This is a genomic window from Vreelandella lionensis (assembly GCF_044543515.1).
Classification (GTDB): Bacteria; Pseudomonadota; Gammaproteobacteria; order Pseudomonadales; family Halomonadaceae; genus Vreelandella; species Vreelandella lionensis.
Window position 1 is genome coordinate 13327 of record NZ_JBITWC010000001.1, and the last position, 19608, is coordinate 32934.

Annotated in this window: 21 protein-coding genes; 2 read left to right on the forward strand and 19 right to left on the reverse strand. The window is 58.0% G+C overall.

The features are described from left to right. Nucleotides 1-52: 52 nt before the first annotated feature. On the reverse strand, nucleotides 53-1102 hold the full coding sequence (locus ACIGG6_RS00095) for a TRAP transporter substrate-binding protein (RefSeq protein WP_172416681.1): 1050 nt from the start codon (nucleotides 1100-1102) through the stop codon (nucleotides 53-55). A gap of 185 nt (nucleotides 1103-1287) precedes the next feature. Further along, nucleotides 1288-1860 (reverse strand): TIGR02444 family protein, encoded by a 573-nt coding sequence (locus ACIGG6_RS00100; protein ID WP_399841044.1) that lies wholly within the window; start codon nucleotides 1858-1860, stop codon nucleotides 1288-1290. Between the two features lie 29 nt (nucleotides 1861-1889). On the opposite strand from ACIGG6_RS00100, the gene ACIGG6_RS00105 reads away from it, so the two are divergent. Then, entirely contained in the window at nucleotides 1890-3836 is a 1947-nt protein-coding gene (locus ACIGG6_RS00105) for an ABC-F family ATP-binding cassette domain-containing protein (RefSeq protein ID WP_253502913.1), read from the forward strand. Nucleotides 3837-3842: 6 nt separating this feature from the next. On the opposite strand, the gene dtd is transcribed toward ACIGG6_RS00105, so the two are convergent. From dtd to ACIGG6_RS00155, 10 genes are all read right to left on the reverse strand, one after another. Next, nucleotides 3843-4280 carry a D-aminoacyl-tRNA deacylase gene (dtd, locus tag ACIGG6_RS00110; protein WP_399841048.1) on the reverse strand — a complete coding sequence of 146 codons (438 nt, stop codon included), beginning with the start codon at nucleotides 4278-4280 and terminating at the stop codon, nucleotides 3843-3845. Between the two features lie 102 nt (nucleotides 4281-4382). After that, on the reverse strand, nucleotides 4383-4961 hold the full coding sequence (locus ACIGG6_RS00115; protein ID WP_399841050.1) for a chalcone isomerase family protein: 579 nt from the start codon (nucleotides 4959-4961) through the stop codon (nucleotides 4383-4385). A gap of 105 nt (nucleotides 4962-5066) precedes the next feature. Beyond that, a complete protein-coding gene (locus ACIGG6_RS00120; RefSeq protein WP_399841053.1) occupies nucleotides 5067-5912 on the reverse strand; it encodes a universal stress protein in 846 nt (281 codons plus the stop codon). Between the two features lie 120 nt (nucleotides 5913-6032). Beyond that, the gene (gene thiD / locus ACIGG6_RS00125) at nucleotides 6033-6863 is read right to left on the reverse strand and encodes a bifunctional hydroxymethylpyrimidine kinase/phosphomethylpyrimidine kinase (RefSeq protein WP_253502901.1); all 831 of its coding nucleotides are present in this window, start codon (nucleotides 6861-6863) and stop codon (nucleotides 6033-6035) included. A 142-nt stretch (nucleotides 6864-7005) separates the two neighbouring features. Then, on the reverse strand, nucleotides 7006-8115 hold the full coding sequence (locus tag ACIGG6_RS00130; protein ID WP_253502898.1) for a TRAP transporter substrate-binding protein: 1110 nt from the start codon (nucleotides 8113-8115) through the stop codon (nucleotides 7006-7008). Between the two features lie 172 nt (nucleotides 8116-8287). Next, on the reverse strand, nucleotides 8288-9691 hold the full coding sequence (locus tag ACIGG6_RS00135) for a TRAP transporter large permease (RefSeq protein ID WP_230834409.1): 1404 nt from the start codon (nucleotides 9689-9691) through the stop codon (nucleotides 8288-8290). Next, entirely contained in the window at nucleotides 9691-10251 is a 561-nt protein-coding gene (locus tag ACIGG6_RS00140; protein ID WP_399841057.1) for a TRAP transporter small permease subunit, read from the reverse strand. The genes ACIGG6_RS00135 and ACIGG6_RS00140 overlap by 1 nt, the downstream gene beginning before the upstream one ends. Before the next feature lie 102 nt (nucleotides 10252-10353). Beyond that, a complete protein-coding gene (locus ACIGG6_RS00145; RefSeq protein ID WP_253502895.1) occupies nucleotides 10354-11196 on the reverse strand; it encodes an endonuclease/exonuclease/phosphatase family protein in 843 nt (280 codons plus the stop codon). Between the two features lie 2 nt (nucleotides 11197-11198). Continuing rightward, entirely contained in the window at nucleotides 11199-11831 is a 633-nt protein-coding gene (locus ACIGG6_RS00150; protein WP_083025386.1) for a thiol:disulfide interchange protein DsbA/DsbL, read from the reverse strand. 116 nt (nucleotides 11832-11947) lie between these two features. Beyond that, a complete protein-coding gene (locus tag ACIGG6_RS00155; RefSeq protein ID WP_253502892.1) occupies nucleotides 11948-12577 on the reverse strand; it encodes a c-type cytochrome in 630 nt (209 codons plus the stop codon). A 310-nt stretch (nucleotides 12578-12887) separates the two neighbouring features. Between ACIGG6_RS00155 and yihA the strand changes: the two genes are divergently transcribed. Next, nucleotides 12888-13535 (forward strand): ribosome biogenesis GTP-binding protein YihA/YsxC, encoded by a 648-nt coding sequence (yihA, locus tag ACIGG6_RS00160; RefSeq protein WP_399841059.1) that lies wholly within the window; start codon nucleotides 12888-12890, stop codon nucleotides 13533-13535. Between the two features lie 9 nt (nucleotides 13536-13544). Here yihA and ACIGG6_RS00165 read toward each other — a convergent pair whose 3' ends face one another. Genes ACIGG6_RS00165 through argH form a run of 7 tightly spaced genes read right to left on the reverse strand, consistent with a single transcriptional unit; the run spans nucleotide 13545 to nucleotide 19551 of the window. After that, the gene (locus ACIGG6_RS00165; RefSeq protein ID WP_399841062.1) at nucleotides 13545-14282 is read right to left on the reverse strand and encodes an HAD family hydrolase; all 738 of its coding nucleotides are present in this window, start codon (nucleotides 14280-14282) and stop codon (nucleotides 13545-13547) included. 2 nt (nucleotides 14283-14284) lie between these two features. Then, the gene (locus ACIGG6_RS00170) at nucleotides 14285-15193 is read right to left on the reverse strand and encodes a tyrosine recombinase XerC (RefSeq protein ID WP_399841064.1); all 909 of its coding nucleotides are present in this window, start codon (nucleotides 15191-15193) and stop codon (nucleotides 14285-14287) included. Beyond that, on the reverse strand, nucleotides 15180-15902 hold the full coding sequence (locus ACIGG6_RS00175) for a DUF484 family protein (protein WP_399841066.1): 723 nt from the start codon (nucleotides 15900-15902) through the stop codon (nucleotides 15180-15182). The genes ACIGG6_RS00170 and ACIGG6_RS00175 overlap by 14 nt, the downstream gene beginning before the upstream one ends. 16 nt (nucleotides 15903-15918) lie before the next feature. Further along, on the reverse strand, nucleotides 15919-16752 hold the full coding sequence (dapF, locus tag ACIGG6_RS00180) for a diaminopimelate epimerase (protein ID WP_399841068.1): 834 nt from the start codon (nucleotides 16750-16752) through the stop codon (nucleotides 15919-15921). Next, nucleotides 16752-18023: a diaminopimelate decarboxylase gene (gene lysA / locus ACIGG6_RS00185; protein ID WP_399841069.1), complete on the reverse strand. Its 1272-nt coding sequence runs from the start codon at nucleotides 18021-18023 to the stop codon at nucleotides 16752-16754. Before lysA ends, dapF begins: the two co-directional genes overlap by 1 nt. Beyond that, a complete protein-coding gene (gene lptM, locus ACIGG6_RS00190) occupies nucleotides 18023-18151 on the reverse strand; it encodes an LPS translocon maturation chaperone LptM (protein ID WP_074211274.1) in 129 nt (42 codons plus the stop codon). Before lptM ends, lysA begins: the two co-directional genes overlap by 1 nt. After that, nucleotides 18148-19551 (reverse strand): argininosuccinate lyase, encoded by a 1404-nt coding sequence (argH, locus tag ACIGG6_RS00195; protein WP_399841071.1) that lies wholly within the window; start codon nucleotides 19549-19551, stop codon nucleotides 18148-18150. Before argH ends, lptM begins: the two co-directional genes overlap by 4 nt. Nucleotides 19552-19608 lie beyond the last annotated feature (57 nt).

The following is a 19608-nucleotide window of genomic DNA, read 5'->3' on the forward strand; positions in this document are numbered from 1 at the left end:
GCGCTGGCTGCCCCTTATGACGTTACTTGATTAACGTAAAAGCGCTAACCCATTAGGAGTCGCTGTTAACGGCTTCAAGGTCCGCCTTGAACTGCTGCAACAGCTCTTCACCGCGATCGCCCGTCATTTCGAGGAACGCTTCCTCAACCTGCGGCGCACGCTCACGGAACGCTTGGATCTGCTCTTCGTTCAGGCGCGTGACGGTGACTTCATCAGACGCTTCCTGAATCTTGGCGAGTGCTTCGTCGGCCAGACCTTTGATGTGCTCAATGGTGTGGTCGTAAGCCGCGTTGGAGGCTTCCTGCACCAGCTCTTTATCTTCGTCAGACAGGCCTTCGTAGAAGTCCTGGTTGGCCATCATGGCAGTGGTAAACCAGCCATGGCCGGTAAAGGTCAGGTGCGGAGATACTTCATACAGACCGCCAGACTCGATCCAGAAAATCGGGTTTTCCTGACCATCGATAATGCCGGTCTGCAGGCCACCGTAAACTTCACCCCAGGGCAGCGGCGTCGGCGTCGCACCAAAGGCGTCGTAGGTTTCCGACAGCAGCGGATTGGTCATGGTACGGATTTTCTTATTATCCATATCTTCCGGCGAGCTGATCGGCTCGTCGGTAGTGACTACCATTTCACCCTCTGGGTACATCTTCAGCAGTTCAAGTCCTTGTTCCGCATAAAGCTCCGGGAACATTTCATTGATCGCTTTACTCTCGTCGAAGAACGTGAGGACAGTTTCTTCGTCGGTCGGCAGCAGGTAAGGAATAAAGAAGATCTGGGCTTCTGGAATCAGTGCACCAGTAAAACCAGGCGACTGGTTAACAAACTGGAGAATGCCGTTCTGAGTCTGCTCCATGATGTCATCAGACTCACCCAGCTCACCAAAGCGGTAAACTTGTACAGAGTGATCGGAGTTCTCTTCGATGTACTCTTTAAACGCGTAAGCGAACACATCCTGTACGTCGCCTTCGTACTCTTCGTGGGCATAACGCCAGTTATCCGCCTGGGCAGTGGCGCTTAGGCCCAACAACAGAGCACCTACGCTTGCCGTAGTGATTAATTTGGTGGTAACGGAACGAGTTGAAACTAATTTGCTTGCCTTCATGCAGAGTTCCCCTAGCAGTGGTAAGCGCGCCATATGAGAGCGCAAGAGTCTAATTTTTGTCTATCCCGTGCTGCTTCACTTTCAGGCTCAGCCGCTAACACGCAGAAACGCCATTCATTGCTGTGGGTTAGCGGGCGAAATAAGCGGTGTCAACGCGGGTTAATCAAAAACTGCTTAACTTCAGGCTAGCGTGGTGACTCACAGCGGTCAAGCTGGCTTGCTAAGGCCAAAAAAGCTGATTGTATCTCTTCGCGCACGCGTGAGGCTTGCGACGAAAAATTGTCAAGTGGTAGCAAAAACAGCGTATCTTGCAGCCACTGTGCAATATTGTGCTGGTTTATGCTGCCTTTTGTTAAACTCACTTCCTGCTCCGATGAGAGTAACGCCCACTGTTGCCAACGTTGAAGGTTTTCACGTTCGGCTTGAATTTCAGCGGTTTGTAGCGTTTTACGCAGCGTGCTGATGGATTCGCTCTGGGCGGCTTGGGGTTTTAACCCTCGGCGCAGTTGGCGCAGCGGGGCCGTCACCTGCTGCTGCCAGCGGCATCGCTCCTCACGTATCGCCTTCAGTGGGCCGGGCTCAGCAGCTAAGCCATGCTCATAAAGCCAGCAGTGAAACAGCAGCTCGCACACATCCACGCCTGCCTCATCTTGCAAGATGAGGCAGGCTTGCTCTACGCCAGGCTTTGCATAAAGCGCTAAGGCAAAATCCCACAGCGGCCTCTGCTGCAAGCGCTGCAATCGGTTAGAATCGCGCATTGGTTTACCCACTTTTTTCGGGAGAAAACATGATCGCACTGCGCCAAGTCGCCCTGCAACGGGGCACGCAAACGCTCCTAGAAAGCGCCGACCTTACGCTACATAACGGCGTGAAGGCTGGCATTATTGGGGCCAACGGTGCCGGTAAGTCGAGCCTGTTTAAACTCCTATTGGGCGAGCTGGGGCCCGATCAGGGGGATGTGGAGATGAGCGGCGGCCAGCGAATTGCCCACATGGCCCAGGAAGTGGAGGCACTGGATCGCCCCATTGTGGAGTATGTGTTAGACGGCGATTACGCCTTGCGCCAAGCCGAAGCCGACCTGCTTGCCGCCCGCGAAGCCGATAACGCGCATCGAGAAGCCGAACTCCACGGGCTAATCGAGACCCTAGATGGTTACACGGCAGAATCACGGGCATCACAGCTGCTGGTCGGGCTGGGTTTTGTGCAGGCGGATCTTAAGCGACCGCTATCAGACTTTTCCGGTGGCTGGCGAATGCGGGTCAATCTTGCCCGAACGCTGTTTATGCCTTCCGACCTGCTGCTGCTGGATGAGCCGACCAACCACCTGGACCTAGACGCCCTGCTTTGGCTGGAGCAGTGGCTCACCCGCTACCCCGGCACGCTGCTGCTGATTTCTCACGACCGCGACTTTCTTGATGCCGTGTGCGATCACATTGTGCATATGCATCACCAAACGCTAGAGCTTTACCGGGGCAACTACTCTCGCTTTGAGCGCACGCGGGCCGAAAAGCTCGCGCTGCAACAGGCTGAAGCGGCCAAGCAGCAGGCCCGCCGTGAAGAGATTGAACGCTTTATTGCCCGCTTTCGCGCTCAGGCAACAAAAGCCAAGCAGGCGCAAAGCCGGGTAAAAATGCTAGAACGCATGGGGGATATCGCCGTCGCCCACACGGACTCCCCTTTCCACTTCACCTTGCCTGCCGCTGATAAAACGTCGCACCCGCTGCTGGTGCTGGACCAAGCCACCCTTGGCTATCGCGGCGAAGCGGGCGATGTCGCTCAGTTAGAGAAGGTCAACATTACGCTACTCCCCGGGAGCCGTATCGGCTTATTAGGTCCGAACGGTGCGGGTAAATCGACCCTGATCAAGTCACTCACGGGCGAGCTTGAGCTGTTAGAAGGCAAACGCGTACCCGGTGAACATTTAGCCATTGGTTATTTTGCTCAGCATCAGTTAGAAAGCCTGGACGTGACCACCACGCCCTTTGTGCATGTACAACGCCTCTCTCCCACAGCAAGTGATCAAGAAATTCGCAACTTCCTAGGTGGCTTTGGCTTCAAAGGCGATGACGCCTTTGGCGAGGTGGCCACTTACTCTGGCGGTGAGAAAGCACGCCTGGCACTTGCACTCGTGGCCTGGCAAAAGCCCAACCTGCTGCTGCTCGATGAGCCCACTAACCACTTGGATCTGGAAATGCGCGAAGCGCTGACCGAGGCGCTGGCAAGCTTTGAGGGCACAGTCATCCTGGTCTCGCACGACCGACACCTATTGCGTGCCACGGTGGATGAGTTTTGGCGGGTGGCCGACCACCGGGTTGAGCCCTTCGACGGCGACTTGGAGGATTATCGGGCTTGGCTCAAAGCGCGCCTGGAAGAGAACCGCCGAGACGCCCGTAGCGAAAAGAGCGATCGCCAGAGCCAACAGCCCAGCGGTGACCGTAAAGCTGCCCGCAAAGCAGCAGCGGAGCTGCGCGAAAAGCTGCGCCCACTGAAAAAAGAGCGCGACCAGGCGGAAAAGAGCATGGAAAAAGCGCAGCAGGCACTTGAGGAAGTAGAAGCGGTACTCGCCGACCCCGAGCTCTACACCGACAGCACCCGCAAGGCAGAGCTGACCCAAGCACTCGCCAAGCAGGCAGAGATTAAAGCGCGCCTGGATGCCGCCGAGCAGACATGGCTCGCTGCAGAAGAGGCGTTAGAGGCCATGGAAGCCGAGCTGCTGGCCAGCGAAAACGCCTGATCAGCCCTAGCTTTCTAGCAAAAAGGTGACCGGCCCATCGTTGACCAGGGCAACCTGCATGTCCGCGCCGAACTGCCCTTCCGCAATATGGGGCCAAGCGGCGCGGGCCTGACTTACCAGATAGTTAAACAGCCGCTCCCCTTCGTCGGGCGGGGCGGCGCTGGAGAAGCTAGGGCGTAGGCCCTTGCGGGTATCGGCAGCCAAAGTGAACTGCGACACCAGCAGCAACCCGCCTTCGGCCTGCTGCAGGTTATGGTTCATCTTGCCCGCCTCGTCACTAAACACGCGGTAGTGAAGCAGCTTATGCAGCAACTTATCGGCATCCGCCTCGCGGTCACCTTTCTCCACCCCCACCAGTGCCAGCAGCCCATGGTCGATGGCACCGACGCTGTTGCCTTCTATCGTAACACTGGCGCTCTTAACCCGTTGAATCAGTGCTTTCACGCTTGCCCCTTCGTCCGTTCATTAGGCGTTGTTGAAAGGGCAGAGTGTAAACGCAGGTGAGTGCTGGCCCAAGCGAGTTCAATTTCAGCCAGCTCCCCCCTACTAGTTCACTCCCAACAATGCATCGCGGAAATCCTCGCCCAGCGGGCGCTCCCCAAGCCAGATACCGAACATCGCGCTGGCAAACTCGGCGCTGTTATCTTCATAGAGCGTTTCGCCATTGAGCGCGAGACGCAGCTGCTCGCCATCCCAGCTCAACAGGTAGCGGTCGCCGGGCACTACATCCCGGTACTGCTGATTCAACTGCTCAAGGTTCTCTTTTACCTGATTAAATTCGTACAACGTTAGCGAGTCGCTAAGGGTTTTCTCTGTCGCTTCAGCAAAGTCTTCGGCGGCAATCCCATGGAAGTAGGCAAGTTCCAGGCGACGGGGCACATCGCTTAACGGTTGGGGCTCGCTCTCTCCTTCCAGTTGATAATAAGCACCCGCATAGGCGGTCCAGATCATATAGCGAAATACACCGCTCCCCAGCAGAGTGTAGCGCTGGCCGCTCTCCTCCACTACGCGGTCAAAGCGCTCACCCCGCTCCGTCACGCTATTGGCGGCGGTGCTAGTGGCGAAGAGCACCGCACACAGCAGCAGCGCAAATGGTAGTACCGTTCTCTTCTTGTTTCGTTGCACGGTAAATTCCTCCCCCCTGTTGGCTTGGGTAAAAAAGCGCATTGCTATACATACACAAACCAACAACAAAGGTTCCGTACAATTATTTAACGGCGTACCGAGCCTTTACCAAGGTCGACAAATCATCAGATCACAATGGGGTTCGCTAAGCAGCATCTCGGTTAACGGGTTAGGTTGATGCGGTCGGCTACGACTACCCAGCATGACCAACTCCGGCGAGTGCCGCTTGATGTAGTCGTGCAGCACATCGCAAGGCTGACCCGGCTCGAGCACCAGCTCAATGTCCGGCACGCCATCTAATTCCCGCAGCAGGCTTTCGACTTCGTTATCTAGCGTTTCCCGCAGGCGGGCGACCTCGTGGTCACGCCACTGGGCGTAGAATGCTTGATTCCCCAGCTCCAATTCGCCGGGCAGGCTCCAGGCGTGTAGAAGCGTTAGCTTGGCCTCAGGAAAGCGAATCAGCGCTTCTTTCAGGGTCTGCCGAGCCGTCAGCGAGAAGTCGATAGGCACCACAATATGTTGCCACGGCTGAGTAGGCAGGTAAGACGCCACCACCACGGGGCACGGCGCGCTACGCAAAATACGCATCATGGTGGTGCCGTAAAGCAGGTCTTTTTGACCACGTTTGCGGTGCATACCCAACACGATGAGCGACGCCTGACGCTCGTGGGCTTCCCTTACGATTTCTACATGAGGCTCCCCCACCACCGTTTGAATCATCAGCGATGGCAGTTCCAAGGCGTAATCTTCGCGCAGGTCGGTGAGCGTCGCGCTAATATCGTCGTTTACCGCGAGTTCCAGGTCATGGAGCATGCGATGCGGAAGGTAAGGGTCAAGCACATGAAGGGTATCAAGCTGCGCGCCCTGCTGGTGGGCTAAGCGCAGCGCGCGGGCAAAGGCCGCGCGGTTTTCCTGGGAGAGGTCGGTGGCAAACAGCAGCGTGCGGGACATGGGCAGCTCCTTGGCCGAACAGCTCAGCCTAGTAGGCAAACAAACGGGCACCCTTCAGCATGGTGCCCGTTGGCCTATCCCGCAAGGAGACTCTACGCCCTCAACACGTCAGCGATGGATTTACCACCAGGCATGAAAGTGATGCACCGGGCCACGCCCTTTGCCAACACTTAAGCGATGGCTAGCGGCCAGAGCATGATGAAGCCACTGCTTTGCCTCCGTAATAGCCTGCTCTGGGGCCTCTGCGCTAGCATCTTCCGGCAACTTGGCTAGGCAAGCCGTAATGGCTGATGAGAGCGCGCAGCCCGTGCCATGAAGGTTCTCAGTGGCAATGCGTGAGGCGGGCAGCCACTGATGACCGTTAGGGGTCGCCAGCAGATCCGGGCAGGTATCACCCCGTAAGTGGCCGCCTTTCAGCACCACATAGGGCGCGCCTAGCGCCACCAGTTTGGGCAGCAGTGCTTCCATCTCGTCCAGGCTGGCGGGCGATGGGGAATCGAGCAGCACGGCGGCTTCCGGCAGGTTAGGAGTAATCACATCCGCTAACGGCACTAAAATCTCTTTTACGGCGCGAATACCCGCGTCATCCACCAGGATGTCACCGCTCTTCGCCACCATCACCGGGTCGAGCACGATCCAACGCGGGCGCTGCTGGCGCAGTACATCGGCAATCACTTCGGCCACATCGCGGCTGGCTACCATGCCTATTTTCACGGCATCAATGGCCACATCGCTCAACAGATGTTCAAGCTGCTCACGAATTGCCTGAGGGGAAACCGGATACACCGAGGCCACGCCACAGGTGTTCTGGGCAATCACCGCAGTGATGACATTTGTGCCATACACACCCAGGGCAGAAAACGTCTTCAAATCGCCCTGCAGCCCAGCACCACCGGAAGGGTCGGAGCCTGCAATGGTGAGCACATTACGAAGGCGGGATTCGGTAGACATAGCGCTCCTTACGAGACAGAACAGTATCTGCCCTAGGATACCCAAGCGGTGGCGCTTACGCTGCTTTAATCGCAGCCCTAGCCTGCCTATAACAAAATGGCCGCCCGAAGGCGGCCATGGTAAGGGTACTGCGCTACACCTGTTACTGCGAGGTATCACCTTCCGGGTTACGGGCGTTGTAGTACGCCTGCTCGGAAATCGCGTGGTAATCTTCTACTTTATCCTGGAAGGCGCGGTAAGAGTCGTAGATCCGGGTCGCTAGCTCGCTGGAGGCGGCCAGTTCACCCACTACCTCAGCTGAGTGTTCGCGGGCTTGGGCCAATACGTCGTCAGGAATGCGACGCAGCTCAACGTTATGCTCATTCACCAAGGTTTCCAGCGCGTCGTTGTTACGGGCGGTATACTCATCCAAGACGCTTTGGTTCACATCACTGATCGCGGTACGCAGAATTGCCTGCAGGTCAGCGGGTAGCTCTGCCCAGGCCTCTTCATTAATGATGGCCTCAAACATCACCGTCGGCTCATGCCAGCCAGGGTAATAGTAATAATCGGCCGCCTGGTGCAGGCCAAAGGCTAAATCGTTGTAGGGGCCGATCCACTCAGTAGCATCAATCGCCCCCGACTGCAGCGATGTAAAGATCTCGCCGCCCGGCATGTTCACAATCGCCACGCCCATACGGCTCATGACTTCACCACCAAGGCCCGGCATACGCATCTTCAAGCCGTCAAGGTCAGCGACCGAGTTGATCTCTTTGTTGTACCAGCCGCCCATCTGCACACCGGAAGAACCGGCTGCCAGTACATCGACACCGAACTCATCGTATAGCTCGTTCCACAGCTCCATACCGCCGCCGTAGCTCAGCCATGCGTTCATTTCCTGGGCGTTCATACCGAACGGTACGGCGGCAAAGAACTGTGCCGCAGGCGCTTTACCTTTCCAGTAATACGAGGCGGAGTGGCCAAGTTCAGCGGTGCCCTCAGATACAGCATCGAAGACTTCAAACCCAGGCACTAGCTGGCCTGCACCAAATACTTCGATGGTTAAACGACCGTCTGACATCTCTTCGACCAGCTGGGAAAGCCGCTCAGGGCCTTGGCCCACACCGGGGAAGTTTTTCGGCCAGGAAGTGACCATTTTCCAGCGGAAAGTCTCTTGCGCCTGAGCTTGGTTATCGAAGCTTGAAACCACCAGCAGGCTGGCAGAAAGAGCAGTCGTCATGGCAATGGCGACAGGCAGTGCTTTGGCTTTCATGCGTGAACCCTCTTGCTTATTTTATTGCTGTTATGGGTAGGGAATACCCCACCTGACGCTTGCCGCCAGGCGGGTTGTTACAAGCCATTATGTGTCTGCAGCTTGGCTGCTTTTGGTTAAGGTTGCCACTCCCTTGCGTTGATAGCAGGGTTATTTTTCAACTCAGAACACATTAGAACTGGGTCGGTAGCCATGTTGCCAGCTGCGGGAAAAACGTTAGCAGCAACAGCATGCCTAGCTGCATCAAGATAAACGGCACCACACCGCGATAAATCGCCGAGGTAGGCACCGATGGCGGTGCCACGCCGCGCAGATAAAACAGTGCGAAGCCGAACGGCGGGGTCAGGAACGAGGTCTGCAGGTTAATGGCGATCATGATACCCAGCCAGATCGGATCTAATCCCATGGCCAGCAGAATCGGCCCGACGATCGGCACCACCACAAAGGTGATTTCGATAAAGTCGAGGATAAAGCCCAGCAGGAAAATCACCAGCATGACAATGATCGTCGCGCCCACCACGCCCCCAGGCATGCCTTCAAACAGCTCGGTGACCATGTGCTCACCGCCGTAGGCACGGAAGACCAACGAGAATAGCGCCGCACCGATCAGAATCAGAAACACCATCGTGGTGACGTGGGTGGTAGAGCGCAGCACCTCTTTCAGGGTGGCCCAATCCAACTGGCGATAGGCCAATGCCAGCACCAGCGCACCAAAGGCACCCACAGCCGAGGCTTCGGTGGGCGTGGCAAAGCCACTCAGAATAGAGCCCAGCACCGCCACGATCAGCACTACTGGCGGCACCAAGCCTTTGAGCAACAGGATGCCTAACCCCGAGGTGTGGCCAAGCTCTGCCATCAGCTCTTCGCGGTCAGCCGCTGGCGCCATGCTGGGGCGGAAGAAAGCCACCAAGCCCACGTAGATCATGTACATGACGACGAGAATCAGGCCCGGCACCAGCGCGCCCATAAACAGGTCGCCAACCGAGACCGTTTTCGGGCTGAAGATCCCCATATCCAGCTGTGCTTGCTGATATGCAGAAGAGAGCACGTCGCCCAGCAGTACCAGGGCGATGGAAGGCGGAATAATCTGCCCAAGCGTGCCGGTGGCGCAGATGGTACCGGTGGCAAGAGAGGTGCTGTAGCCACGCTTAAGCATGGTAGGCAGTGACATCAGGCCCATGGTCACCACGGTGGCACCCACGATGCCCGTGGAGGCGGCCATCAACATGCCCACCAGCGTGACCGAAATACCTAAGCCACCGCGCATGGAGCCAAACAGCAGCGCCATAGCATCCAGCAGCGTTTCGGCCACTTTTGACTTCTCTAGCAGCACGCCCATTAACACAAACAGCGGCACCGCCAGGAGTGTCTGGTTGGTCATAATGCCGTAGAGCCGGTTCGGCAGGGCGGCAAGGTAGCCACTATCAAAATTGGCATCAATACCAACGGCTTCCAGGCCTAGCCCCATGCCAGCAAACAGCAGCGCGGTTCCCGCTAGCGAAAGCGCCACAGGAAAGCCGAACATCAGCACGATACAGATGGCGGCAAACAGAATAAGCGGCATAAATTCGAGCATCAAACACGCTCCTCAAGGTGATTTTCATCGGCGGCTGGCGGCGTTATCCGCCCGGTGAAGATATAGCCATTGCGCACTACTTCAATCAGGCCTTGAATAATCATCAATAAGGCAAAGACTGGAATGAGGGTTTTCAGTGCGTATACAGCGGGGATGCCACCGTAATCTGAGGAGGTTTCCATGATGCGCCAGGAGTTAGCGACGTAGCCATAGCTTGACGCGATGACAAACACCATCACCGGAATCAAGAGCAGGAGGATGCCCAGGATATTCACGAGTGCTTGTCGGCGGGGTGTCATGCCTCGATAAAAAATATCGACGCGCACGTGGCCATCGTGGCGAAAGGTGTAGGCAGTTGCAAGCATGAATACGCTGGCGTGCATGTACATCACCAGCTCTTGCATAAAAATGCTATTCACACTGAACATATAGCGAAGCAGTACAATCGCGAACTGAATCAACATCATAATGATGATCAGCCACGCAAGGGTACGCCCGAACCACTCCGAAGCGCGGTCCAGCGCACCAATAAACGCAGGTAGTTGTGTTGTGTCCGACATGGAAGTGTCTCGCGTAAAACGACTAAGGGGGGTCAGCGCCCCAGACAATAGCGCATATACGCAGACAATGCAGCGCCCGACAAGCGTTCTGCGAGCTTATTGTTAAACGCTTGGTTGAATCGCCGCGAGACACGCCGCTGGCAGCGGCAAATCAACCGCAATCGGCAGGTGGTCAGAGAACAGGTGATCCAGCACGCGCACATCGGCCGCTTCAAGGGTTTGCGAGAGTAGAATATGGTCCAACGCGCGGCGCGGCTGCCACGACGGATAGCTAAGCAGCGGCTTGACCGGGTGTAGCGGCAATGACGTACTAAACCGCTCGTGAGCATGGAGCTGCTCAGGCGTACAATTTAAATCGCCCATCACCACCACATGGCGCAACGGCTCAATAATATCGCTTAAATAATTGAGCTGGCGCACACGGCCACGGTGGCTAAGCGCCAAATGCGCCACAAAAATATGCAGGGCATCAGGGCCTTCGCCGTAGCGCACGTGAATAGCACCGCGTCCAGGCAACATCCCAGGCAGCCGGTGCTCTTCAATATGGCTAGGGGTTAAACGTGAAAGCAGACCATTACTATGCTGTGCAAAATGGCCTAGGTTACGATTAAGTTGCTGGAAGTAGTGAGGAAACTTGGCCTGGGCGGCTAAGTACTCCACCTGATTCACACGGCTGGAGCGAAAGCTTCCACCATCCACCTCCTGCAGCCCCACCACGTCAAACTGCTCTAATACGCTACCTACCAGCGCTAAACGCTTAAGCCGCTGAGGATTAGGCAGCACGTGCTGCCAGCTCCGCGTGAGATAGTGGTGATAGGCTGAGGTTTGAATGCCCACCTGCAAATTAAACGTTAGCAGCCGGATATGACCACGCTCAACCAGCGCGGAGGTGGACTGGGACGCAGGCGAACGTGTCTGCCCGCCTGTGTGGCCGTGCTCAAGCACCGTTATTGTGTGCGCTCGCTGCGAACTTTTTCGATCAACGCGTCAGCGATTTGCGGCATGTTTTCCAAGCTGCCTGCCGACTGCGGTGACACTACATAGCGGCCATCCACGATCAGCGCAGGAACCCCCATCAGGCGCATTTCACGCATACGGCTGTTGGCCTTATTGACCTCACTACGTACGCTAAAGGCGGTGAGCGCCTGTTTGGCTTCCTCTTCGCTAACGCCGTAATCAGAGAAGAATTCCGCAATCTTGTCAGCGTCGGTCAGCGAACGGTCATCCTGGTGAATCGCATCGAAGAAATCCGCATGCAGCTCCTCTTCAATACCCAGCGATTTGGCCGCATAGAAGGCCGTGGCATGGGTGTTCCAGTCACCGCCCATGGTAGCTGGCATTTTGACAATGCTGACATCGTCATCCAGGGTTTCGTACCACTCGTTTACTGGCGTTTGCAGCCGGTAGCAGTGCGGGCAGCCAAACCAGAACGCTTCGGTCACTTCAATCTGATCTTCGTCTACCTGGGTAGCTACCGGCGACTCAAGCAACGTGTAGTGCTGACCTTCTACCAGCTCCTGGGCACTTACCGCAGCAGACAGGCCAAGACCGGCCAGCGCGACCATCAACGTTTTCAACATAACGAGCATTCTCCAAATAAGCGGCCAACAAAAGTGAACCTGTGACCGTTAGTGTGTCAGGCAGGTTCCCCATTCTGCGGATGTTTCACAGAATGGGGAGGCCAACAGCGGGGAAATTAGTTCAAGCCCAGCACGTAGTTGGCCACGGCTTCCATGTCCTGGTCGCTCATTTTGGAAGCGATATCGCCCATCAGGTTGTTCGGGCTATTGGTGCGGTCACCCGAGGCAAATGCTTGCAGCGTGGAGATGGTATATTCCGCATGCTGACCAGAAAGAGCCGGATACACAGCGCTACCAATACCTACCCCGGTGGGAGTGTGGCAAGCGCTACAGGCGGGAATGCCTTTAGACATATCGCCCGCGCGGTAAAGCTCTTCACCGCGGGCCAGCAGCTCAGCATCTTCATCGCTGGTTTGGCCGAGGTTGGCGTCTTGGCCTGCAAAGTGAGCGGCAGCGTCCCAAGCGTCTTGGTCAGAGAAGTTATCCACTAGACCAGCCATTTGTGGAACTACGCGGTTGCCATCACGGATATCCATGATTTGCTTGGCGAGGTAGGACATTTGCTGCCCTGCCAGGTTGGGGAAAGTACCCACTGCGCTGATACCTTGCTGGCCATGGCAGGCTGCACAGGTTTGGGCGAGTTCACGTCCTGCCGCTGCGTCAGCGTCGGCTTGAAGGTCCGCTTGGGCGTGGGCGGTGCCAACGGCACCCATGGTAATTGCCAGGCTTGCCAGTAACTTTCTCATTGCTAATCCACTATGCCGTTTGATTATTGACTGGTACGCACCCTGGGCGCTGCCCAGGTTCAGCACATTACCAGGGTCAGCTCCGCCAAAACGAACAACAATGTCGTGTTGGTCGCTGCTGGCTAAAGCGCGATGGTACACTAGCGCCCCAGGTCGCAGTTATAAACCGCTTGCATTATAACGAATCACCCTAGCGGCGGGAATGCAAGTCCAAGTCTGCTTTTGGGGTAATTCGTCGCGGTACCGCTCTCTCCCACACTAGGGTTAGCCAGCGGTCCGTGTTATACGTTTGTTTTTCAGGATTAATTCCATGTCTACCCCCCATGATAGCCCAGTCCCTCGGCTGAACTACCCCACGGCGCGTTTTATGATCAGCGCGCCAACCCTGGCACTGTGTCCTGACGATACCGGTGCAGAAGTAGCGTTTGCCGGACGCTCAAATGCCGGTAAATCCAGCGCCATTAACGCGCTAACCCAGCAAAATGCGCTGGCGCGCACCTCGCGCACCCCGGGCCGAACCCAGCTCATCAACTTCTTCACTGTGATGAACGATGAGTCGCGCCGCCTAGTGGATCTACCCGGTTACGGCTACGCCAAGGTGCCGGAAGCGGTCAAAATTGAGTGGCAAAAACACCTTTCAGACTACCTTCGCGGGCGTTTTAGCCTACGCGGTCTTGTGCTGCTAATGGACGTGCGCCACCCGCTGACCGAGTTCGACCAAATGATGCTCGACTATGCGGACCAGCGTGGGATGCCGGTGCATATCCTGCTCACCAAGGCCGACAAGCTGAAAAAAGGCCCGGCCAGTGCGGCGTTGCAAAAAGTCCGCTCACGCCTGAAAGAGTGGGAAGATTTGGTGTCAGTACAGCTCTTCTCGTCACTAAAACGTGACGGCGTAGTCACACTCTCCCAAAAGCTTGACCAGTGGCTACACACCCCAGAAGACGCTAACCAGTAGCCTAGTGTTCTAGGCGCGTTTTTCCAGCCACTCAATCAGCTCCGGTAGCTCTTTGACATGAGCAACACGGTGAACCCGCTCGGGCAGCGTTTGGTCGCCGCATTCAGCCACCCAGGCGGCATGCATACCCAGTTGCTGGGCGGGAAGCACGTCCTCATTCCAGGAGTCGCCCACGTGCATGGCGCGCTGCGGTACGGTATTCAGTCGCTCCAAAGCGGTGAGAAAAGGCTTGGGGTCAGGCTTGGGAGCCAGCAGCTCTCCAGCGGCAATCGCTACCGGAAAGTGGGCCGCCAATGGCTGGCGCTTAAGGTGAATATTGCCGTTGGTAATCGCCGCTAGCCGATAGCGCTCGGCAAGCGCCGAGAGCAGCCCAGCAGCCTCTGGGTGCGGCGTGACCTGCACCCGCAGGCGGTGGAACTCATTCATTGCCGCAGCGGCCCATAACAGCGCAGCGCTGCGTGGCAAACCGCTGGTTTCCAATTGGGCCTCCAACGCTCGTAGCCTTAGCCAGGTAAAGTCACCTCGCCGTTCAGGCACTTGGCTTGCCCACTGCTGGCGGCGCTGCAGGTAATCCGCCACGCCCTCATCATACGTTAACGGTAGCGGCGCCTCTTGACGGGCAGCACGCCATGCTGCCAGCGATTCCAGCAGCCAGCGGTAATGGCCCTCTTCGGTTTTCAGCATGACGCCCTGGTTGTCCCATAGGGTGTCGTCCAAATCAAAGGTGATGGCGTCTAACGTGACCATGATTAACTCTCACTGGGGCGGCGTTTGGCGCGCGGGTGGGCGGCATCGTAACTTTCTGCCAAGTGCTGCCAATCCAGCCGCGTATACACCTGAGTAGTGGATAGATTGGCATGACCCAGCAGCTCCTGCACGGCCCGCAGATCCTGGCTGGATTCCAGCAGATGGCTGGCAAAAGAGTGGCGCAGGCGGTGGGGGTGAAGATGTTCGGGCAGGCCGCGCACCACCGAGAGCTGCGCTAAGCGTTTCTGGATCGCTCGATGCCCCAACCGCTGCCCCCGCTGCCCGACGAACAGCGCCGTTTCAGCGCTGGCCGTCAAACTGGCCCGGCAGGTGAGCCATGCTTCCAGCGCCTGCTGGGCGCGTCGCCCCACCGGCACTTGGCGGGGCTTGCCGCCCTTACCCATCACCCGCACATGATTGGCCGTTAAGTGGCTCATATCCAGCGCCGCCAGCTCGGCTAAGCGCAGGCCGCTGGAGTAGAAAAGCTCCAGCATGGCTTGGTCGCGAAGCGCCAGCGGCGAGCCGTCGTGGGGCGTATCCAGAAAGCGCGCCAGCGCATCCACATCCAGCGGTCTGGGCAGATGGCTGGGCTGCTTAGGGGTGCGCAGTAGGCTGACCGGGTTATCTGCCAACACGCGATGCTGCACTAACGCATCGGCAAAGCGAGATAACGCCGCACGTCGGCGGGCTAGGCTTCTCGGCGCCAGCCCACGGCTACGTTCGGCGCCTAAAAAGGCCCTCGCCAGCGCCGTGTCCAGCGCGCTGGCCTGGGTCACACCACGCTGTTCGGCAAACTGGCAAAAAGCTAACAAATCCTGGCGATAGGCCGCCACCGTGGCCGGGCTGGCATGGTTGGCTAGCTGCGCTAAGTAGTCAGTGACCGTGTCTGCCAGCAAGCTATCGCTGTCCATGCGGCTCCGACCCCAACCGCAGCAGTAGGCGCGCGACAATATCGCCCAGGTACTCGGTAAACAGCGTATCCATACTGGCGCGGTAACATTCAGGGACGGGGCTAGCGAGCAGCAAATAACCCAGCTGCTCCCCCGCCGAGAGGCGTGTAATCGCGCAGGAACCCGCTTTACGAGGTGCTTTGGTATGGGGCAGTAGGCACTTCCAGTCGCTGACGCTCAGCTTGGCGCAGCGACTGGTGCGGCCATCCAGCAGCGCCGCCAAGCGAGCGCTGGCGTGCTGGTCGAGAATATGGCGTGGCGGCTGGGGTGGCGTGGGCTCTGCATCGCTTAACGACGCGGGGCACCATAGGGCCATCGCCGGGGTTTGAAAGCGCTCGCTGAGCTGAGTCGCCAGCGATTGGGCCAGGGCATCACGGTCTTCCGCTTCGACTAAGCTGAGCAGCGTTTCCCGCAGGCGACGGTACTGAGCCTCGTTATGACGAGCGGTTTCCAGTAAATGCTCAAGCCGCCCTTCCGCCGTTTCAGCTCGCTGGCGCAGGTCGATCACTAACCTCTCCAGCAGCGACACAGCGCCATCGATATTCGGGTGCGGAACCTTGAGCTGCTGCAGCAGCCCTTCACGGCCAATAAAAAAATCGGGGTGACGGGCCAGCCAAAACGCTACTTGGTCAGGGTCGAGCGTTTTGCGCGGCTCAGGAGCTTGAGACATCGCCGTTCTCCTCGCATTAGTTGAGTGATACCCGACCATCAAACACGCGGGTAGCAGGGCCCACCATGACGAGTGGCGCTTCGGGGTCAGGCCACTCGATACTGAGCTGCCCGCCGGGCAAATGCACTTTAACTGGGCTCTTCAAAAGCCCCTGACGAATCCCACTGGCCACCGCCGCACAGGCACCGGTGCCGCAGGCAAGGGTTTCACCGCTACCGCGCTCAAACACCCGCAGGCGAATTTCGCTGGGCGAGACCACCTGCATAAAGCCCACGTTGACCCGTTTGGGAAAACGCAGGTGCGACTCCAACAGCGGCCCCAAGCGCTCCACCGGGGCGCTATCCACGCTCTCTACCTGGAGGACAGCATGAGGGTTGCCCATGGAGACCACGCCAAGCTGCAGCGTTTCGCCATCGACTTCTACCTCATGCAGCGGTTGATCACCCGGCGCTTCAAACGGCAGCGTCGCCGGGTTGAAGCGCGGCCTACCCATATCGACCCGCACCATGCCATCGTGCTGAACGTTGAGCACTAACGGGCCACCGGCGGTTTCCACATGGATTTCATGCTTGTGGGTTAAACGCTGGTCGCGCACAAAGCGGGCAAAGCAGCGCGCGCCGTTGCCACAGTTCTCCACTTCGCTGCCGTCGGCGTTGTAGATACGGTAGCGAAAGTCCATATCCGGATCGCGAGGAGGCTCGACGATCAGCAGTTGATCAAAGCCAATGCCAAAGCGCCGGTCCGCCAACTGGCGGATCTGCTCATCCCGCAGGCGCGCCCGCTGGGTGACCAGGTCCACCACCATGAAGTCGTTGCCCAGGCCCTGCATTTTGGTGAAGTGCAGCAGCATCAGCGCGCCCCTTCCGGCAGCAGCGCCTCACCGGCCCACAGGCTTTCCAGCGTTTCCCGAGCGCGTACCACGTGGTAGGTGTCACCATCCACCATCACCTCCGGCGGGCGTGGGCGGCTGTTGTAGTTCGAGGCCATGACGAAGCCATACGCCCCGGCCGAGCGTACCGCTAGCAGATCGCCTTCGGCGATAGCAAGCTCACGCTCTTTACCCAGGAAGTCGCCGGTTTCACACACAGGGCCGACCACGTCGTAGGTGGCGTTCTCACGAGGCTGGCGGGTATCCACCGGCACAATCGCCTGCCACGCCTGATACAGCGCCGGACGAATCAGGTCGTTCATGGCCGCATCGACAATGGCAAAGTTCTTGGTCTCGCCGGGTTTCAAGAACTCTACCCGGGTGAGCATCAGCCCGGCGTTGGCCGCAATGGAGCGGCCCGGCTCAAACAGTAGCGTGAGCTTTTCACCGCCCTCCCAGCGGGAGAGGCGCGCCAGCAGTTGGCTAGCGTAATCGAACGGCTGGGGTGGCTGCTCGTCACGGTAGGGCACGCCTAAGCCGCCGCCTAAATCCAGATGGTCGATCTCGATGCCGCGCTCGCGTAGGCGCTCCATCAGCACCAGCAGGCGCTCCAGGGCATCCAGGAACGGGGCCGTTTCGGTAAGCTGCGAGCCAATGTGGCAATCAAGCCCGGTCACCCGAAGGTTGGGCAAGCTGGCAGCCAGTTGGTACACCTCCAGCGCGTCATCCACCGGAATGCCAAACTTGTTATCTTTCAGGCCGGTAGAGATATAAGGGTGAGTGCCCGCATCCACATCAGGATTGACGCGCAGCGAGACCGGGGCGATTTTCCCCAGCTCACCTGCCACGGCATTCAGGCGTTCAAGCTCTGGGCGCGACTCAACGTTAAAGCATTTGATGCCGACTTCTAGCGCCCGAGCCATTTCATGCGGCTGCTTAGCCACTCCAGAAAAAACCACTTTGGTGGGGTCGCCGCCCGCTTTTAGCACCCGCTCCAACTCGCCTACCGAGACAATATCAAACCCGGCCCCCATGCGGTCCAGCAGGCCCAGCACGGCAAGGTTAGAGTTGGCTTTCACCGCGTAGCAGATTAAGTGCGAGTGGCCACCCAAGGCTTCGGTGTAGGCACGAAAATGGCGCTCAAAGGTCGCTTTTGAGTAGACGTAGCAGGGCGTGCCCAGCTCGGCGGCCAGCTGCGTTAGCGGCACATCTTCGGCGTAGAGCACGCCATCGCGGTAGTTAAAGTGATCCATTACCCCTCCTGCTCGGCGGCCGAATCATTGGTATCGTCAGGCAGATAAAGTGGCCCCTTTTGACCACAGCCAACAAGCAGCAGTGCGGCCATCAGCAGCGCGCTAAGTGTGATTGCACTGCGTTTCATGACGCACCTTTCAGGGCTGCCAGCGCTTCTCGAGCACGGTTTGCAGCGGCGCGCACTTGGTCAGGCGCCGTGCCGCCAATGTGGTTACGAGCAGCGACCGAGCCTTCCAGCGTCAGCACTTCAAACACGTCTTGCTCAATGATGTCGGAGAACTGTTTCAGCTCTTCCAAGCTCATTTCGGAGAGGTCTTTTTTAGTCTTCAGGCCATAAGCCACTGACAAACCAACGATTTCGTGGGCATCACGGAAGGCCACACCTTTACGCACCAGGTAATCCGCCAAATCAGTGGCGGTGGAGAAGCCGCGCCGCGCCGCTTCGTACATGCTCTCTTTTTTCGGCTCGATGGCGGGCACCATGTCCGCAAAGGCTTTCAGACAGTCGCGCACGGTGTCGACGGCGTCGAACAGCGGCTCTTTATCTTCCTGGTTATCCTTGTTGTAGGCCAGGGGCTGCGATTTCATCAGCGTCAGCAGCGCCATCAGGTGGCCATACACGCGGCCGGTTTTACCACGCACCAGCTCGGGCACGTCGGGGTTCTTCTTCTGCGGCATGATGGAGGAGCCGGTGCAGAAGCGGTCGGGCAGATCGATAAAGTTGAACTGCGCACTGGTCCACAGCACGAGCTCTTCGCTCATGCGCGACAGGTGCATCAGCAGAATGCTGGCGAAGCTGGTAAATTCAATCGCAAAATCACGATCCGACACGGCGTCCAGCGAGTTTTCTGCCGGGCGGTCGAAGCCGAGCAGCTCAGCGGTCACGTGGCGGTCAATGGGGTAGGTGGTGCCCGCCAGCGCCGCGGAGCCCAGCGGCATCACGTTCACCCGTTTACGGCAATCCAGCAGGCGCTCGTGGTCGCGGGCCAGCATCTCTTGCCATGCCAGCAGGTGGTGGCCGAAGGTGACTGGCTGAGCCGTTTGCAGGTGAGTAAAACCGGGCATGATGGTGTCGGCTTCGCGTTCGGCGAGCTCAATCATGCCGTCACGCAGACGGGTCAGCTCAACTTCAATCACGTCGATTTCATCGCGCATAAATAGGCGAATATCGGTGGCCACTTGGTCGTTGCGCGAGCGGCCGGTGTGCAGCTTCTTGCCGGTAATGCCGATTTTGTCGGTCAGGCGTGCTTCGATGTTCATGTGCACGTCTTCCAGCGGTACCGACCACTGGAACTCGCCGCGCTCAATCTCGCCCTGAATTTCGGTCAGGCCGTTAATAATGGCGTCGCGCTCTTCTTCGGTGAGCACGCCCACCCGCGCCAGCATGGTGGCATGGGCAATCGAGCCCTGAATATCCTGGCGCGCCAGGCGCTGGTCGAAGTTCACAGACGCGGTAAAGCGTGCAACAAAGGCATCGGTGGGCTCGCTAAAGCGACCGCCCCAAGACTGGTTCGTAGCTTGGCTCATTGGAGACATATCCTGCTGACAAAACTAATGGAGTCGTTACCGGAAAGTGTACCAGAG

Bases quoted from the DNA above. Each gene is read 5' to 3' on its own strand.
- ACIGG6_RS00135 (WP_230834409.1), bottom strand. From the start codon at position 9,691: ATGCTCGAATTTATGCCGCTTATTCTGTTTGCCGCCATCTGTATCGTG.
- ACIGG6_RS00095 (WP_172416681.1), bottom strand. From the start codon at position 1,102: ATGAAGGCAAGCAAATTAGTTTCAACTCGTTCCGTTACCACCAAATTA.
- ACIGG6_RS00105 (WP_253502913.1), top strand. From the start codon at position 1,890: ATGATCGCACTGCGCCAAGTCGCCCTGCAACGGGGCACGCAAACGCTC.
- ACIGG6_RS00165 (WP_399841062.1), bottom strand. From the start codon at position 14,282: ATGGTCACGTTAGACGCCATCACCTTTGATTTGGACGACACCCTATGG.
- ACIGG6_RS00150 (WP_083025386.1), bottom strand. From the start codon at position 11,831: ATGTTGAAAACGTTGATGGTCGCGCTGGCCGGTCTTGGCCTGTCTGCT.
- lysA (WP_399841069.1), bottom strand. From the start codon at position 18,023: ATGGATCACTTTAACTACCGCGATGGCGTGCTCTACGCCGAAGATGTG.
- yihA (WP_399841059.1), top strand. From the start codon at position 12,888: ATGTCTACCCCCCATGATAGCCCAGTCCCTCGGCTGAACTACCCCACG.
- ACIGG6_RS00120 (WP_399841053.1), bottom strand. From the start codon at position 5,912: ATGTCCCGCACGCTGCTGTTTGCCACCGACCTCTCCCAGGAAAACCGC.
- ACIGG6_RS00100 (WP_399841044.1), bottom strand. From the start codon at position 1,860: ATGCGCGATTCTAACCGATTGCAGCGCTTGCAGCAGAGGCCGCTGTGG.
- ACIGG6_RS00140 (WP_399841057.1), bottom strand. From the start codon at position 10,251: ATGTCGGACACAACACAACTACCTGCGTTTATTGGTGCGCTGGACCGC.
- ACIGG6_RS00175 (WP_399841066.1), bottom strand. From the start codon at position 15,902: ATGTCTCAAGCTCCTGAGCCGCGCAAAACGCTCGACCCTGACCAAGTA.
- ACIGG6_RS00170 (WP_399841064.1), bottom strand. From the start codon at position 15,193: ATGGACAGCGATAGCTTGCTGGCAGACACGGTCACTGACTACTTAGCG.
- argH (WP_399841071.1), bottom strand. From the start codon at position 19,551: ATGAGCCAAGCTACGAACCAGTCTTGGGGCGGTCGCTTTAGCGAGCCC.
- thiD (WP_253502901.1), bottom strand. From the start codon at position 6,863: ATGTCTACCGAATCCCGCCTTCGTAATGTGCTCACCATTGCAGGCTCC.
- lptM (WP_074211274.1), bottom strand. From the start codon at position 18,151: ATGAAACGCAGTGCAATCACACTTAGCGCGCTGCTGATGGCCGCACTG.
- ACIGG6_RS00155 (WP_253502892.1), bottom strand. From the start codon at position 12,577: ATGAGAAAGTTACTGGCAAGCCTGGCAATTACCATGGGTGCCGTTGGC.
- dapF (WP_399841068.1), bottom strand. From the start codon at position 16,752: ATGCTGCTGCACTTCACCAAAATGCAGGGCCTGGGCAACGACTTCATG.
- ACIGG6_RS00130 (WP_253502898.1), bottom strand. From the start codon at position 8,115: ATGAAAGCCAAAGCACTGCCTGTCGCCATTGCCATGACGACTGCTCTT.